The sequence below is a fragment of the Kangiella spongicola genome (genome assembly GCF_003194565.2).
In the GTDB taxonomy this organism is placed as follows: domain Bacteria; phylum Pseudomonadota; class Gammaproteobacteria; order Enterobacterales; family Kangiellaceae; genus Kangiella; species Kangiella spongicola.
This window is the reverse complement of sequence record NZ_QICH01000001.1, coordinates 1,163,914-1,179,785: the sequence shown is the minus strand read 5'-3', so window position 1 is coordinate 1,179,785 and position 15,872 is coordinate 1,163,914. Positions and strand designations below refer to the sequence as shown.

The following is a 15,872-nucleotide window of genomic DNA, read 5'->3' as shown; positions in this document are numbered from 1 at the left end:
GTCATGGAGCGCGCAGTGGTGAGTTATATTGCGCTGGGAAGTAATTTAGACAACCCAGCTCGGCAGGTACAACAAGCTTTATTAGCCATCGATCAGCTACCTGAAACTTACCTCTTGGCATACTCCAGTCTTTATCAAAGCGCGCCGATGGGCCCCCAAGATCAACCACCTTTTATCAACGCTGTGGTCAAAATTAAAACTTCTCTCAAGCCCCTAGAGCTGCTCGACAAACTGCAAGCGATTGAAAATCAACAAGGTCGAGTGCGCAAAGAACACTGGGGCGCTCGCACAATTGATTTGGATATTGTGCTCTACGATCATACAATCATGCAGACTGAGCGTTTAACGCTACCGCATTATGGTGCTAAAGAACGTGACTTTGTGCTATTGCCACTGGCCGAAATCGACCCACAGTTGGTTTTTCCGGACGGCGAATCACTGAGCCATGCGTTGCAACACTGTGAGCGTTATCAGCTCGAGAAAATTGCGTTCACACATCACAAAACGCAACACAGATCGTAAGCGACATAAAAATATAACGATGAAACACTATTTCAGGAGACTGTGAGTCAGTATGAATATCAAGATACCTCATAACTTTATTGCGGTTGAAGGGCCGATTGGAGTCGGCAAAACCACTTTGGCTCGCAAGTTATCGGAAGTGCTTGATAGCGAGCTGATTCTCGAGCAAGCGGAAGAAAATCCTTTTCTTGAACGCTTTTATCAAGATCCTAAAACTGGTGCCCTACCAACGCAGCTCTACTTCTTGTTCCAGCGCGCACGCCAACTTCAAGAGTTGCGTCAGTCGGACATGTTCTCGCCACTTCGCATAGCGGATTATCTGATGGATAAAGATCGTCTTTTCGCGCGCTCAACGTTAGACGAAGAAGAGTTACGTTTGTATGAGCAGGTTTACGACAACCTCACAATCGACGCACCAAAGCCTGATTTAGTGATTTATTTACAAGCGCCAGTCTCTGTTCTTGCTGAGCGTATTAAGAAACGTGGACGTCGTGAGGAAGTTCCAATCAGTGGCAATTACTTACAAACCATTTGTGATGCTTATACTGACTTTTTCTATTATTATCATGAGTCACCGTTATTAATCGTTAACGCTTCAGGCATCGACCTCGTCGAGAACGAAAAAGATTTTGAAATGTTGCTCGAGCAAATCCACGCCACAGACTCTGGGCGTAATTATTTTAATCCGAGCCCGGTTTAATCAGAGCCCGGTTTAATCAGAGCCCGGTTTAATCAGAGCCGGTTTAATCTGAGCCCAGTTTAAGCCCGATCAGATTTAGGCCAAGACGCATTTAGCTCAGCAACCCAATAGAATGATTAGCAGGGAATTTTGATGAAGTACACAAGCATTAGTCATATCGAAAAACTTAAAGCGAATGGCGAAAAGTTCAGCTGTTTAACCGCTTACGATGCCACTTTTGCAGGCGTTATGTCGGAAGTTGGTATCGATATGATCTTAGTCGGCGACTCTTTGGGCAACGTCATCCAAGGTCAAAAAACCACGGTTCCAGTCACTTTGGAGCAAATGGAGTACCATATTGATTGCGTCTCCCGCGGTAATCAAAACTGTTTAATCGCTGGCGATATGCCTTATATGAGCTACAGCACGCCTGAAGAAGCTTACGACACAGCACGTCGCATCATGCAAGCCGGTGCGCAGATGGTCAAGCTGGAAGGCGGCGCTTGGCTACTAGACACTATTCAAGGGCTTACCGTGCGCGGCATTCCTGTGTGCGCACACCTTGGATTAACACCACAGTCGGTCGACGCTTTAGGCGGTTTCAAAGTGCAGGGGCGCGATCAAGACACTGCCGAGATTTTACTCGATGACGCTAAAAAGCTTGAAGCTGCCGGCGCCAGAATGTTGGTATTGGAGTGCGTTCCGAGCGAGTTAGCCAAGAAGGTCGCCGAAGAGCTGGTTATTCCAGTGATGGGAATTGGTGCAGGCGTTGATGTCGATGGCCAAGTTTTAGTGCTTCACGATATGCTCGGCATTTCTCCGTTTCAGGCGAAGTTTGTGCGTAATTTTATGGCTGATGCCAATGGCGATATTAAAGCCGCTATCGAGCTCTATCATCAGGAAGTTAAAGCTAAAAACTTTCCTGCGCCACAGCATTCATTCGATTAATCTTACGAGTGCCCCACACCACTCTATTGAAGAAATCTTGAACTATGATCATTGCTAAAACTATTTCAGAACTACAACAAGCTTTATCCCCATCGCGTCAAACTGGAAAATCTATCGGCTTTGTACCAACCATGGGTAACTTGCATCAGGGACACCTAAGCCTTGTTGAAAAAGCAAAAGAGGTTGCCGATGTGGTTGTGGTTAGTATTTTTGTAAATCCAACCCAGTTTGGGCCAAACGAAGATTTTGACTCCTACCCAAGAACTTTCGATGCCGACTGTGAAAAGCTCAGCTCGCAACAAGCTGATATTGTGTTCGCACCAAGTGTCGATGAAGTTTACCCAGGCTACTCAAGCAATAAAACAAAGCCGAGCTTAACCAAAGTTCATGTCGAACAGTTGGGCAAACAGCACTGCGGCGCTTCGCGTCCAGGTCATTTCGATGGTGTCACCACTATAGTTAGCAAGCTGTTTAATATGGTTCGTCCAGATATTGCCGTTTTTGGCCAAAAGGACTTTCAGCAAATTACAATTATTCGTCGCATGGTTCAGGACTTGAATATTCCTGTTACGATTATCAGCGCACCAATTTTGCGCGAAGAGAACGGCCTCGCCATGAGTTCTCGTAACGGCTATTTGTCCACTTCGGAAAAAGAACAAGCGGCCGCCATCTACCGCACTTTAACTTGGGCTAAAAAACAGCTCGAAGAACATAAGCTTAGCTTCGACGAAGTGGAACAAAGCGCGGTAAAACAACTCAGCGAGCAAGGCTTTCGAGTCGACTATTTTAATGTTAGTAATGCCGATACGTTACAAGTTGCTGAAACCACAGATAAAAATCTAGTGATCCTTGTGGCGGCCTATTTAGACAAGGTGCGCTTAATTGATAATATTCAGGTCACTTTGTAAATAGTCTAAAGAAAGTTTCAGTCTCGTCTTGCCGTAAATTACTTAAAAGCTCCCCAAGCGGGAGCTTTTTTATGAACCCAATTATTCTTTAGCCTCTACCAAATTCGGCTCTGTCCAATATTGTTGCTTACTCGCTTTCGTCTTTATAGATTTTGTTTTATGCTGATAGGTCAGTTTAGCTGAGCACATAACAAAGACTAATCATTATAGGAGTCAGCGATGTCAGAGGTGAAAACCTACCCTATCATCAATAATCCGCAGTATGAGCCACATATTGATGAAGACACTTACCACCGTATGTATCAACAATCCGTTTTAGATCCGGATAAGTTCTGGTCGCGTATGGCGCATCAGTTTGTCGATTGGTTCGAGCCATGGGAAGAAGTGAGCAATGTCGACTTCAACAAAGCTGAAATCAGTTGGTTCAAAGGCGGTAAACTCAATGTTTCTTATAATTGCATCGATCGCCACCTCAAAGATAAAGCTGAGCAAACCGCCATTATCTGGGAAGGCGATAATCCTGAACAACAACGCTATATCAGCTATCAAGAATTACACGATGAAGTCTGCCGTTTCGCTAACGCTTTAAAGGCTCGCGGCGTCAAAAAGGGCGATCGTGTCTGTATTTATATGCCGATGATCCCTGAGGTGGGTTACGCCATGCTGGCTTGTGCGCGTATCGGCGCGGTACATTCGGTAGTATTCGGTGGCTTTTCACCAGAAGCCCTGAAAACGCGCATCCTCGATAGCGACTGCCAAGTGCTCATCACCGCGGACGCTGGCGTTAGAGGTGGCAAACAGGTCCCGCTAAAAGCGAATGCCGACGAAGCGCTAAGCTCCTGCCCCAATGTTCACACCGTGATGGTGGTTAAAAGCCAAAATGCTGATATCGCTTGGAACGAGCAGCGTGATGTCGATTACAACGAGTTTAAAAAGGACATGGAAGCGGAATGTACGCCAGAAGTTATGGACGCAGAAGATCCCTTATTCATTCTCTACACTTCTGGCTCGACGGGTAAGCCCAAAGGTGTTTTACACACCACCGGTGGTTATTTGCTCTACACCGCCATGACCCATAAGTACGTTTTCGACTATCAGGATGATGACATTTATTGGTGTACTGCTGATGCTGGCTGGATAACTGGCCACTCTTACATTTTCTATGGCCCTCTTGCCAACGGGGCGACCACTCTTGTATTCGAAGGCGTGCCTAATTACCCCAGCACATCACGCTTCTGGGAGGTTATCGATAAGCATAATGTTAGTATTTTCTATACCGCGCCAACGGCAATTCGCGCCCTTATGGCAGCTGGTGACGAAGCGGTGACAAAAACTTCCCGCCAATCATTACGTGTACTCGGCAGTGTCGGCGAACCGATAAACCCTGAAGCTTGGGAATGGTATTTTAATGTGGTTGGTGAACAGAGACGTCCAATCGTTGATACATGGTGGCAAACAGAGACCGGTGGCATTATGATTTCACCGCTGCCCGGTGCTACTCCACTTAAACCAGGCTCCGCCAGTCGCCCATTCTTTGGGGTGCAACCCGCTCTGCTTGATGTCGACGCTAAAGAACTTGATGGCGCGGCTAATGGTAGCTTAGTAATGAAGCACTCTTGGCCAGGTCAAATGCGCTCGATATGGGGTGATCATCAACGCTTTTACGATACCTATTTTTCACAATTCCCAGGCTATTACTTCTCTGGCGATGGCGCAGAGCGCGATGCCGATGGTTTCTACTGGATCACAGGTCGTATGGATGATGTGCTCAATGTCTCGGGCCATCGTATGGGAACTGCCGAAATCGAAAGCGCACTGGTGCTACATCCTGCGGTAGCTGAAGCGGCGGTAGTCGGATATCCGCACGATATCAAAGGGCAAGGCATCTATGTGTTTGTCAATCTAATGCAAGGTCAGCAAGGTTCAGAAGAGCTGAAAAGCGAGCTGGTCGCTCATGTCGCCAAAGAAATAGGTCCTATCGCTAAGCCGGACAAATTACAGTTCGCCGATGACTTACCTAAAACTCGCTCAGGCAAAATCATGCGACGCATCTTACGAAAAGTTGCTGAAGACGACGTTGAAAATATTGGTGACACCTCGACTCTAGCCGAGCCAGCTGTGGTCGCAAAGCTCATCCGGGAAAAACTGTAAGCTCTATCTGAACTGGAGCAGGACTTGGCACTAGCTCGGGGCTTTAACCCGAGCTTTTGCATTCTGTAGCCATTCGGAAGTCACTACAAAGCCACGCATGATTTCAGAGCCATCGCGCACCCCAACAACCTGCTGGATTCGTTGGAATCGATAACTCTCGTTATGACCATGTATTAATATCGCTTTATTATCAAGCGGACGTAGGTCTTCGACTTCATGCGGCATGACCTTCGACAACCAATACTTTTTGGGTAGTAGATACCACCTTATACTCGAACTCAGTTGCAAGTGGGCAAAGTCTTCCCAGCTTGTCCAAAACCCTTTCAGATGCTTATTGCTAACCTCATTAGGAAAATGGAAGTTATCATTCATATAATCGTCTAAAGGATAAAATAATCGCCCTTTAGTCAGCAGTTTAATCGCATCAACCTTAATGTTTCTCTGCGCCAACCATTGTCTGATCAATTCATTTTTCGACAAGGCTAACTGGTGCTCAAACAGTCGATCATATTTATTATCGAACCGATCGCGTAAATTTGGCCCAACCCAATCACTCAAAGAACTCCCTTCACCAACTTCCAGATAGAACTTAACAGCAAGCTCACAGTGAATATTCTTTTGACTCTGCTTGTCTTTAATAATCGAATCGAATTCACCTAATGTGTGTTTATCGATAATGACTTGTAGGTTGTGCTCTAAGACTTCTAAGCTGTCACAGGAATAGACTAGGTGTTGCCATAACTGTTCAAAGTACACACCCAGGCGGTGCGTTTCTTTATAATTAAAATTATTAGTGACCTTCATACGTTGCGTCAGATCTCTAATGCTTAGATCTGGGCTCAGTTGCAAAAGCTCGGGTGAGTTTAGCATCCAAGTAAGGTCATTGTGATAGCGCGTCATGGCCGAGGTCTAGAGGATTCCTTTTTGATTTGGGTCAATCATAACAAATATTTCTTTTTATCTCAGGAATAAAAAAGGGCCGACTAAGTCGGCCCTACTCACTAATGGTATGAATTTATACAGGGGTAAGTTCAATAAGGAGAACATTCATACTTTGGATTAGCATCATGCGGGGGTACACACATCGCTAACCTTCGAGGTACACTATACCTAACTAAAACGTCTAGGTGTTTGGGGCTTGAGTAAATTCTGAGAAAAGATATGTAAAGGCGACTGACTATTCTTTACACTAGAACTTAAGCCCTCATGCTAATATGAGCAAAAAATAAGGCAAGCACAGCCTCATGTGTCTATTTATAGGAACTTTTAATGGTCAAATTATTACTTGCAGATGATGATATAGAGCTTTGTCAGCTTCTACAGGAATACCTGTCTCAAGAAAACTTTGATATCACCGTAGCTCACGACGGAGCTTCTGCGGCAAAGCTAATATTGAACGATACTTTTGACTTAATGGTGCTCGACGTCATGTTGCCCAACATGAATGGTTTCGACGTTCTTAAAGAAGTTCGTAAAGAATCTCAAGTTCCTATTTTAATGCTGACAGCTCGTGGTGACGAAATTGACCGAATCGTAGGCTTAGAGCTTGGTGCTGATGATTATATCGGTAAGCCGTGTAATCCACGCGAACTCACCGCTCGAATCCGCTCTATTTTACGCCGTACTGAAACTGACTATAGTCGCAAGAAAAAGAAGCTACGCTCGATTCATCTTGACGATTTATATATCAACCCAGGTTCGCGCGAAGCGCTAGTCGACAATAAAGCGATGAAGCTTACTGCCACAGAGTTCGATATTCTTTATTTATTAACCAGCCAAGCAGGCGAGTTGGTCAAGCGTGACGATTTATCGGAGAAGTGTCTAGGGCGTTCGCTAGAAGCTTACGATCGCAGTATCGATATGCATATCAGTAATTTAAGACGCAAACTTGGCACCGATAAAACAGGTGAAGAACGAATCAAAACCGTACGCGGCGTAGGCTACCAGTATGTTTCATACGATTCGTAGGCTGACCAAGCCGAATCTTTTCTGGAAAATCTTCTTGTGGTTCTGGTTAGCGACGCTGCTGACCTTAACTACTATTATCTTTTTCTACAGCCTAACCTCAAAGGATACTCGCTTAGTTCCTGCCTCGAGTCAGGAGTCCGAGCTATTGCGCCAGACCGCTATTACCATTCAGCTCCGACACGTTATCGAAGAGTATCAAAATGGCCTGCCGATAAAACCCGAAGGCAGCAATAAGGCTCTCGATAATACCTTTATTATTAATAATCAAGGTTATGAAATTTCTGGCAAACAGGTTCCAGAAGTCATCTACCAGCTAAGCGCTCATTATAAAAAGCGCAACCAAGCGGCCACTGTTACCATTAATAATTACTCTTATTCTGGGCCTGAAATCGTTTTTAGTCGAGGTCAGTACTATTTGCTTTTTATTAAGCAAAAAAGCCAACAGCACTTTAGTACCGTCATCAGCCAGTTTTATCATTCCATTAGTTTTCTACAGTTGCTAGCCGCGCTCGGAATCAGCTTTTTAGTGTGCTTTGCTTTGGCTTGGTATTTAACTCGCCCGATTCATCAGTTACAAAAAGCCACCAAAGCAATTGCCAAAGGCGACTTGCAAGCTCGTGCAAAAGACTTTATTGGCAAACGTGCCGATGAGTTTCACGATCTAGCTGAAGATTTTGATCTAATGGCCGATCGTATCAATCGCATTATTATGTCGCAGAAGCGCCTACTGAGCGATGTATCGCACGAACTACGCTCGCCTTTAACTCGTATGCAAATTGCTGCTAGCCTTGCGCAGAAACACAGCCAAGCAGAGTGCGCCAAGCATATCGACCGAATTGAAGTTGAAGTTCAGCGGCTTGATGAGCTTATTGGTGAGCTTTTACAAGTGGCGGCTCTAGAGCGTGGTCAGCAACATGGTAAGCCAGATACATTCGTGGTTAACGATTTGCTCGATATTATTATCAGTGATGCGCAATTCGAAGCTGCCGCTAACGACAAAGAAGTCGTATTATTAAAAAGTCCAACCATTCACTTCAAGGGCTATTACAATTTGCTCGCCAGGGCAATTGAAAATGTTATCCGGAATGCTATTCGCCATACGCCAGAAGGCACTAAAATAACCATACAGCTTAAAAAAGCCGGCCAACATTTCTTAATTTTAATCAGCGACCAAGGTGAAGGAGTTGAAGAAGCGCATCTAGCGAAAATCTTCGAACCTTTCTATCGTCCAACAGAGGCACGCGAAAGAAGTTCTGGTGGCACTGGCTTAGGCTTAACTATTGCTAAGCGTGGCGTTGAAATTAACGGCGGTACTATTCGAGCTGAAAACCAAGCGCAAGGCGGTCTCTTAGTCACTATTTCTTTAAAAGCCTCGCGCTAATTTGCCTGTGTTTTTAGCTAGCTTAAAACTGCGTTAAGAAATATTCCACAGCATAAAAAGCGCCAGCGCAATTAGGAATGCGCCAAGTATTCGATCTATCCAATGACCAAACTGATTGAAGAAGCTTCGCACCTTTTGACTCGCTAAAATACAGGATAAGAAAACAAACCAAGCGGCTGTGACCAGCGCCATCCAGACGCCGTAAAAACTCTGTACACTCATCGGCGTCGATGCATCGACCAAAGTGGTAAAAAGCGATAAGAAAAACAAGGTCGCTTTGGGGTTTAAGACGTTAGTGACAAAGCCTTGGCGAAACGCTTTGCCTTCGGTCATTATGGCTTTGCTTTGTGCCGCACTCACCTTCGCGCTTGGACTTTCCGCTTTAGCTCGAATCGCTCCCCAGCCGATATAGATTAAATAGCCCGCCCCGGCGAGCTGAATCAGCTTAAAGAGCCAGTCGGTGCTTTTAATCAGTAAGCCAATGCCTAGCACGGCGTAAGCAACGTGGACAAAAATGGCAAGTCCAATGCCAAGGCTGGTGATAATGGCGAACCTCTTACCAAAGACTAAAGATTGTCGCATAACAATGGCAAAATCAGGGCCCGGACTCATGACCGCTAACAGGTGTGCTGAAGCTATCAGCAAAAACTGTTGCCAATATTCTGCAAAGTTACTTGCGAAATCTTCAAAACCCATCAGCCAATGACACCCATGATTTTCTCAGAGAGTTTCATCATCAAGGCACCGTAAGTAGTGCAGACTAGAAACACAATAACGCTCAAAAAGGCCACTATCGACGCAGTCATTTTGAGTTGGAAATGGCGGCTTAGTGACACTTCTTGCGCAGAAGCCTTTGCTCTCTTTCTAAGCCATAACTGCTTCACGTAGCCACCGAGTAACCATAGGCTGACTGCCATAACCACAATACAGCTCACGAGGATTATAACTTCTTGTTTCTCAAAGCTTAATGCTGCCCCTAATACCACGCCTGGCATTAAGTAAACTGGCGCCCAAATCAAGGTTGCGATGACCACGGCTAACAAGAATTTCTTAGCTGGCATATCTAGAATACCGGCAATTAATGAAATCACTGCTCGAATCGGTCCTATGAACTGCCCCACAAGTATTCCCGCGAAGCCGTGTTTCTTGAAGAAGGTTTCCGAGCGATGCAGTAAGGTTTGATGGCGCTCGACCCAAGGCCAATGGTGCACTCGATCTTTGAAGGCAACACCGACTAAATACGAAACGGCCTGTCCCAAAGTGGCACCGGCAAAGCTGAAAAAAGCTATTGGCCAGAAATTTAGTGTCCCAGCGCCAATCAACCCACCAACCCCGACTAACAATAACCAGCCAGGCATGGCTAAACCGATAATGGCTAGCGACTCTAGGAATGCAATGGCTAAAACCACAGCACCGGCCCAGTGTGGGTTTACGCGAATCCACTCAATAATGTTCGAAACGATCTCTTCCATGGGGCTAATATGAATAATGTTTTTAATAAAGTCGAACATTATCTGTAAATCTATGTCCTTAAGTCCAGTCTTTCGTTGCTTGCTAATTGCTTAAGCCTCGTTTATCGTTTGCATAATACGATTACTAACCAGTTTTAAACTGGTGGCACTTAAGGATATTGCTCGACATGAACGATAACTCAAACGACACTTACCAAACCATTATTCAACAGCGTCAACCACAAGAGGTTGAACTGTTTCATAACGTTCACCCAGACGTTAAGCCTCCGAAAACAGAGCTTGAAGATTTATACACGGCACACCAAGAAATTAACGACTACCGCTCAGCAGGCGAGCTAATCCGCAGTTTAGCCCGAACCATTAAGAAATGGCGTCAGCAGATGCCGAAAGACGCTGAACCTACGATTGTGGCGATTCTAAACGGTGGTCTTCAAATTCAAGTCTCAAGGCTAGTCCAAGAGTCTTTCCACGGAATTCGTGTTGAAGGAACTGCGGGCGGGAATCCATGTATGGTACTTGCGCACCAGAATAACATCGAACTACTGTGTTACGTTCAAAAGGTCAAAGAAGAGGAACCTGAAAGACGAATCGGCTTCGTCATAGAAGGAAAAGAAACTGAAGAGTAGTTTCAAAGCTTAGTGTTACTCTACAGGAAGCCCTAAGTTTTAAATGGCTTCCTGTAATTCATCTTCATCAAAGTTGATGACTACATGAATACCCAGCTCTTCTGCTAATAGCTGTAACTCACGCTCAACTTCATCAATATCGAAGATATAGTCCGTCGACACTTGCAATTTCACTTTATAAGCCGCTTTCCCTGACTCACAAATATATCGATTGCGTATCAACTCATCAACAACCAGTTGATTTCTCGATAAGGCCTTAAATATTTCGACGTCTAGCACCTTATCGCGCAAACCATACAGTTCGATATCAAAAGCAACCTTATCGTTCAAGGCATTGCTCGAGGCGGCGTTTCCTGGTGAGAATTCAAATTGCAGTCTTTTAGAATTCAAGCTTTCAAGGCAAGCTCTAAAAGGACCGAAATAGGCGATATTGATAGAAACATAGAAAAGACCACTAAAGCGGTCATCCATACGATGAAAACGAGAGGCCTGCAATCGCCCGTTAAAACGATTGATAATTTCAGACAAAGTTATGATGATATCTTCATTATCAGTACCTGATACTGAGACAATTACTTCCATGTCGCCCTTGTCTGAATGCTGTGAACCTTGCTCATTTGCTGTGGTGTTGCGCACTCGAAATACTCCATTTATACCAAAAGCACAGTGAAAAAGTACTATATTTAGTGTTAACTTGCAACCGACTGGTTCATTGTTAAATTTTATAAAGCCTTATTGCCATCATAACCCCTAGCTCCTAATATAAAGCAACAACACATGCAATGGAGACGCGACATGAGAAAAGCACTAGTTGCTCTTATAACCTTTATCCTTATCACCGCCTGCGCTACGTCACCTACAGGGCGAAAACAGCTGATCCTATTCCCTGAGTCGCAAATGGCCGAAATGGGCAGTGCCGCCTTCGCTTCAATGAAAAAAAGCCAAACCATTGATACCAACCGTCGCCATAATCAGTATGTGAATTGTATTGTTAATAGTATGATTCCAGAGCTGAACAAAATGGCACCAGATATGCGCACCACGCGCTGGGAAACTAAAGTCTTCGTTGACGATAGCCCAAACGCTTTTGCCTTGCCAGGCGGTAAAATTGGAGTGCATACGGGTATGTTTAAGGTTGCAGACAACCCGAGTCAGCTGGCTGCCGTTATCGGCCATGAAATTGGCCACGTTTGGGCACGCCACGGTAACGCGCGAGTTTCCAATCAATATGTCTCAAGCGCTGGCTTACAACTGGCGTCGGTCTTAGCTGGCGAACCTACTACTGAAAAGCAACAGTTATTGAACTTATTGGGTGTCGGCACTCAGCTAGGTGGCTTAGCCTTTAGTCGTGAAGATGAGTCAGAAGCTGATGAAATTGGTTTAGAGCTGATGGCTCGAGCCGGTTTCGATCCTGCTGAAAGTGTTGAGCTGTGGAGAAATATGTCGAAAATGGGGGGTAGTAAACCACCTGAATTGTTGTCCACGCACCCAGCCAACGAAACACGTATTCGTGACCTAAAATCGAAAATGGTAGAAGCACAAAAGATCTATCAGCAAGCACGAGCTCAAGGCAAAAAGCCAAGCTGCCATCTGTAACTAAGCCTTTGATTGTATACAATCAAAAAAAGCGGGCCTCTTGGCCCGCTTTTTTATGGCTAAGTAATAACTCAGTCCTACTGATCGGCTAAATAACCGCCGCGCTCGAATATCCCTTCAATATAAAGATCTTCAAAATCCTTTGACACTGATTTTTGCACTTCTGACAGCGACAACAAGTTATCACGCCATTTCATTATCTTTTTATAGTCACTTACAGGATCAACACCAATATTGTCGGCGACTAATTGTGAGCGCATTAAAAATGGAGCGAATGAGCTGTCGACTAGAGTAAATTTTTTGCCTTCAAAAAAGCCGTCACTACCAATTTTACGCTCTAGCTGTGCTAATTTTTTGGTTAAATCTTCTTCAATCTTGAAGTAAGTTTCTTCACGACGAGCTTGTGTTAACTGGTGCTGAGCGTTAAATAAGCTGCTGCTGAATTCTATCCAAGCTCTTTGCTCAGCCTTAGCTAAAGGATCTTTAGCTAACATAGGCTCACCATGCGTTTCGTCGAGATATTCGTTAATCACCGCTGATTCGAATAAGACATGATCTTGAACTCTCAACAAGGGTACTTTGCCGAGTGGCGATATTTCTAAGAACCAATCAGGCTTTTTCTGTAGATCAATGTATTCAATGGTGTGATCAATCTTTTTGTGCAACAAAGTAATAACCGCTCTTTGTACAAAAGGGCACAGTTTAAAACTTATTAAAATTGGCTGTTCTAAAGACGTCATATCAACAACTTCATGTTAAGGGCTTTTGATCATAAATCATATTGTTACGTCCTCATTCACAACAACTCATTATTAAAGTTCTGTGAGTCATTCTTATGCTGAATGTTTACGTCAGCACGTTAAGGCGCAACCCGTTGCGCTGATACACTTTAGTGTCCAGCACCATTATTCAAACTTTACAAGACTGCCTCTAATTCGCTCGAATTCTACATTCACGCTTTATAATTTGCGCGTATGTTATCCGCGTTTTAACGAACAGCTCTTGAGAATAACTAAGGCTAATGTAAAACGGATTTCAGAGAAAAGCAACCAGCCTTTAGCTTTGCAATAGGCAAAAAAAAGGCCTTCCGAAGAAAGCCTTTTTAGTAACTAGTGCTCGTGACCGCCAGCGCCATGAACGTGTCCGTGGGACAGTTCTTCTTCGCTTGGTTCACGTACTTCAACAACCTTTACGTCAAAGTTTAAAGTAACGCCCGCTAGTGGGTGGTTACCGTCTACAGTTACCGTATCACCGTCAACTTTAGTTACAGTAATTAGCTGCGGACCTTGTGGCGATTCAGCATTGAACTGCATACCTGGCTCGACTTTATCAACGCCTTGGAATGCTTGCATTGGAACTTCTTTGATTAGTTGCTCGTGGCGCTCGCCGTATGCTTCTTCTGGAGTTACAGTTACAGACAACTCATCATCAACAGCTTTACCGACTAGAGCATTCTCTAATCCTGGAATAATGTTCTTGTGACCGTGTAAGTAAGCTAAAGGCTCGTTGCCTTCCGATGTATCGACTAATACACCCTCTTCTGTTTTCACTGTGTATTCGATCTTAACGACTTTATTTTCTTCAATTTGCATAAATTACTCTCTTACTTTTTACAAAATTTTACTCAAACGGCATGCATCCGCTGGAGTACGGGAACTACACTCTGGGAGATAAAAGAATATGAAGTCTAAGATTCAACAGGGAAACTCTTATACAGAGTATTAAATTGTGATTAGCCTAATGCTAGAAATAAACATGGGGATCATAGAATTAATTACAACCCCAGTCTTAAAAACACTTGAGCAAGCTTGTTTTAAAGCTCTTGATGGAGACCTAAGGTTACCCTTCAGTCTCACATCAGAATAACAAGCTTGAGATGCTTGCTTCGAAAAGCAAAATTTTTAAATCCGCATAACTTACAAAAAGCGGGCTTTTAGCTGACTTTTTTACCCGCAGCTTGCTGATCTGCATGATACGAGGATCTCACCATTGGTCCGCTAGCCACGTTAGTAAAGCCCATATCTTCTGCAATCTTACCTAACTCATCAAACTCATGCGGTGGCATAAAGCGTTTCACTGGGTGATGGTATTTACTTGGTTGTAAATACTGACCCATAGTCAACATATCGACGCCATGCGCTCGAAGGTCTTTTAACACTTCGATAATTTCTTCGTTGGTTTCACCCAGACCGATCATTAAGCCTGACTTGGTTGGAATACCTGGATAGCGCTCTTTAAACTTTTTCAGTAAATCAAGCGACCATTGATAGTCCGCCCCAGGACGTGCTTGCTTATATAAGCGTGGCACAGTCTCAAGGTTGTGGTTAAAAACATCCGGTAAGCCATCGGCCATCTTATCCAATGCCACTTCCATGCGACCACGGAAATCTGGCACCAAGACTTCAACTTTAAGCTCAGGGTTTTCTTCTTTTGCCACTCGAACACATTCAGTGATATGAGCAGCACCACCGTCGCGTAAATCATCGCGGTCGACCGAAGTAATGACCACGTAATTTAGTTTCATCGACTTTACCGAGTCTGCCAAATGCTTTGGCTCTTCTGGATCAAGCGGCAACGGACGACCATGTGCTACATCACAGAAAGGACAGCGACGGGTACAGATATCACCCATAATCATAAAGGTTGCGGTACCGTGACCAAAACACTCAGGCAAGTTAGGGCAAGAAGCTTCTTCACACACAGTGTGAAGCTTTTTGTTGCGTAACATGTCTTTAATCTTGGTGATTTGGTTGCCATTCGGAAGGCGCACACGGATCCAGTCCGGCTTACGCGGCATCTCTTCAGTTGGCATAATTTTTACAGGAATACGTGCCATTTTCTCTTCGGCGCGCATTTTGTGACCCGGTACGACTTTGCCCGTAACTTTCTTCTCACGAGGCGCTGTTTGTGCAACAGACTCAGGTTTTGACATAAACAGTACTTAAACCTTACCCAATTACTCAGGTAGGCCCTTCATTTCAAGACGGCTATTATAGCCTAATTTGTTGCATAATTGATCCACTAAATCTGGCTGAATTCTTTCCAGAGTCTCGGGACCACCACGCTCAGCGACGTGTGTCATCGCCATCCCTTGATATCCACAAGGGTTAATCCGTGCAAACGGCTCAAGATCCATATTAACATTCAAAGCCAAGCCATGAAACGACTTACCCTTACGAATTCTTAAACCCAGCGAGCAAATTTTAGCATCATCGGTATAAACACCCGGCGCATCAGAGCGCGGATAGGCCTCTATACCGTATAAACCCAGGGTATCCACCACCGCATCTTCAATCGCTGAGACCAAATCTCGCGGCCCCATTCCCTTGCGTCGCAAGTCAATCATAAAGTACCCCACCAGCTGGCCGGGACCATGATAGGTGACTTGGCCACCACGATCGACCTGCACCACAGGGATATCACCCGTAAACAATAAATGTTCAGGCTTGCCTGCTTGCCCTTGGGTAAACACAGGATCATGCTCAACTAACCAGATTTCATCGGTTGTGTTGTCATCCCTTTCATCCGTAAAACGCTGCATCCGTCGCCACACAGGCACATAACTTTGATGGCCTAGCTCACGAATGATAACCGTGTTGTCACTACTCATACTTAATCTGC

At 44.7% G+C, this 15,872-nt stretch carries 17 protein-coding genes; 9 read left to right on the top strand and 8 right to left on the bottom strand.

Annotated elements, in window-relative coordinates; translation table 11 throughout:
• The first annotated feature begins 3 nt into the window (after positions 1-3).
• The 5 genes from folK to acs all read left to right on the top strand — a co-directional run bounded on the left by folK (position 4) and on the right by acs (position 5,208).
• On the top strand, positions 4-522 hold the full coding sequence (gene folK, locus DL796_RS05375) for a 2-amino-4-hydroxy-6-hydroxymethyldihydropteridine diphosphokinase (RefSeq protein WP_110200623.1): 519 nt from the start codon (positions 4-6) through the stop codon (positions 520-522).
• 52 nt (positions 523-574) lie between these two features.
• Positions 575-1,222 (top strand): deoxynucleoside kinase, encoded by a 648-nt coding sequence (locus DL796_RS05370; protein WP_110200622.1) that lies wholly within the window; start codon positions 575-577, stop codon positions 1,220-1,222.
• Between the two features lie 132 nt (positions 1,223-1,354).
• Positions 1,355-2,149 (top strand): 3-methyl-2-oxobutanoate hydroxymethyltransferase, encoded by a 795-nt coding sequence (gene panB / locus DL796_RS05365; protein ID WP_110200621.1) that lies wholly within the window; start codon positions 1,355-1,357, stop codon positions 2,147-2,149.
• Positions 2,150-2,193: 44 nt separating this feature from the next.
• Positions 2,194-3,057: a pantoate--beta-alanine ligase gene (gene panC, locus DL796_RS05360; RefSeq protein ID WP_110200620.1), complete on the top strand. Its 864-nt coding sequence runs from the start codon at positions 2,194-2,196 to the stop codon at positions 3,055-3,057.
• A 219-nt stretch (positions 3,058-3,276) separates the two neighbouring features.
• A complete protein-coding gene (gene acs, locus DL796_RS05355; protein ID WP_110200619.1) occupies positions 3,277-5,208 on the top strand; it encodes an acetate--CoA ligase in 1,932 nt (643 codons plus the stop codon).
• Positions 5,209-5,238: 30 nt separating this feature from the next.
• On the opposite strand, the gene DL796_RS05350 is transcribed toward acs, so the two are convergent.
• Complete coding sequence (locus DL796_RS05350) at positions 5,239-6,078, bottom strand: DUF1853 family protein (protein ID WP_170114215.1); 840 nt, start codon at positions 6,076-6,078, stop codon at positions 5,239-5,241.
• A 399-nt stretch (positions 6,079-6,477) separates the two neighbouring features.
• On the opposite strand from DL796_RS05350, the gene DL796_RS05345 reads away from it, so the two are divergent.
• Together DL796_RS05345 and DL796_RS05340 are read left to right on the top strand one after the other, a co-directional pair.
• A complete protein-coding gene (locus tag DL796_RS05345; RefSeq protein ID WP_110200617.1) occupies positions 6,478-7,176 on the top strand; it encodes a response regulator in 699 nt (232 codons plus the stop codon).
• Positions 7,157-8,557: an ATP-binding protein gene (locus DL796_RS05340; RefSeq protein WP_110200616.1), complete on the top strand. Its 1,401-nt coding sequence runs from the start codon at positions 7,157-7,159 to the stop codon at positions 8,555-8,557. Before DL796_RS05345 ends, DL796_RS05340 begins: the two co-directional genes overlap by 20 nt.
• Before the next feature lie 33 nt (positions 8,558-8,590).
• Here the strand turns inward: DL796_RS05340 and DL796_RS05335 are convergent, their stop codons facing one another.
• Positions 8,591-9,253 carry a LysE family translocator gene (locus tag DL796_RS05335; protein ID WP_110200615.1) on the bottom strand — a complete coding sequence of 221 codons (663 nt, stop codon included), beginning with the start codon at positions 9,251-9,253 and terminating at the stop codon, positions 8,591-8,593.
• Positions 9,253-10,068: a DedA family protein gene (locus DL796_RS05330; protein ID WP_227592976.1), complete on the bottom strand. Its 816-nt coding sequence runs from the start codon at positions 10,066-10,068 to the stop codon at positions 9,253-9,255. The genes DL796_RS05335 and DL796_RS05330 overlap by 1 nt, the downstream gene beginning before the upstream one ends.
• A gap of 128 nt (positions 10,069-10,196) precedes the next feature.
• On the opposite strand from DL796_RS05330, the gene DL796_RS05325 reads away from it, so the two are divergent.
• Positions 10,197-10,655 (top strand): hypothetical protein, encoded by a 459-nt coding sequence (locus tag DL796_RS05325; protein ID WP_110200614.1) that lies wholly within the window; start codon positions 10,197-10,199, stop codon positions 10,653-10,655.
• A gap of 39 nt (positions 10,656-10,694) precedes the next feature.
• On the opposite strand, the gene DL796_RS05320 is transcribed toward DL796_RS05325, so the two are convergent.
• Complete coding sequence (locus DL796_RS05320; protein WP_110200613.1) at positions 10,695-11,291, bottom strand: hypothetical protein; 597 nt, start codon at positions 11,289-11,291, stop codon at positions 10,695-10,697.
• 159 nt (positions 11,292-11,450) lie between these two features.
• Here DL796_RS05320 and DL796_RS05315 point away from each other — a divergent pair, with 159 nt between their 5' ends.
• On the top strand, positions 11,451-12,251 hold the full coding sequence (locus DL796_RS05315) for a M48 family metallopeptidase (RefSeq protein WP_110200612.1): 801 nt from the start codon (positions 11,451-11,453) through the stop codon (positions 12,249-12,251).
• A gap of 77 nt (positions 12,252-12,328) precedes the next feature.
• Here DL796_RS05315 and DL796_RS05310 read toward each other — a convergent pair whose 3' ends face one another.
• From DL796_RS05310 to lipB, 4 genes are all read right to left on the bottom strand, one after another.
• Positions 12,329-12,991: a glutathione S-transferase family protein gene (locus DL796_RS05310; protein ID WP_110200611.1), complete on the bottom strand. Its 663-nt coding sequence runs from the start codon at positions 12,989-12,991 to the stop codon at positions 12,329-12,331.
• A 369-nt stretch (positions 12,992-13,360) separates the two neighbouring features.
• A complete protein-coding gene (locus DL796_RS05305) occupies positions 13,361-13,843 on the bottom strand; it encodes an FKBP-type peptidyl-prolyl cis-trans isomerase (RefSeq protein ID WP_110200610.1) in 483 nt (160 codons plus the stop codon).
• Positions 13,844-14,184: 341 nt separating this feature from the next.
• Positions 14,185-15,105, bottom strand: a complete 921-nt coding sequence (gene lipA / locus DL796_RS05300) for a lipoyl synthase (protein WP_110200730.1) — start codon at positions 15,103-15,105, stop codon at positions 14,185-14,187.
• 102 nt (positions 15,106-15,207) lie between these two features.
• On the bottom strand, positions 15,208-15,861 hold the full coding sequence (gene lipB / locus DL796_RS05295; protein ID WP_110200609.1) for a lipoyl(octanoyl) transferase LipB: 654 nt from the start codon (positions 15,859-15,861) through the stop codon (positions 15,208-15,210).
• Positions 15,862-15,872 lie beyond the last annotated feature (11 nt).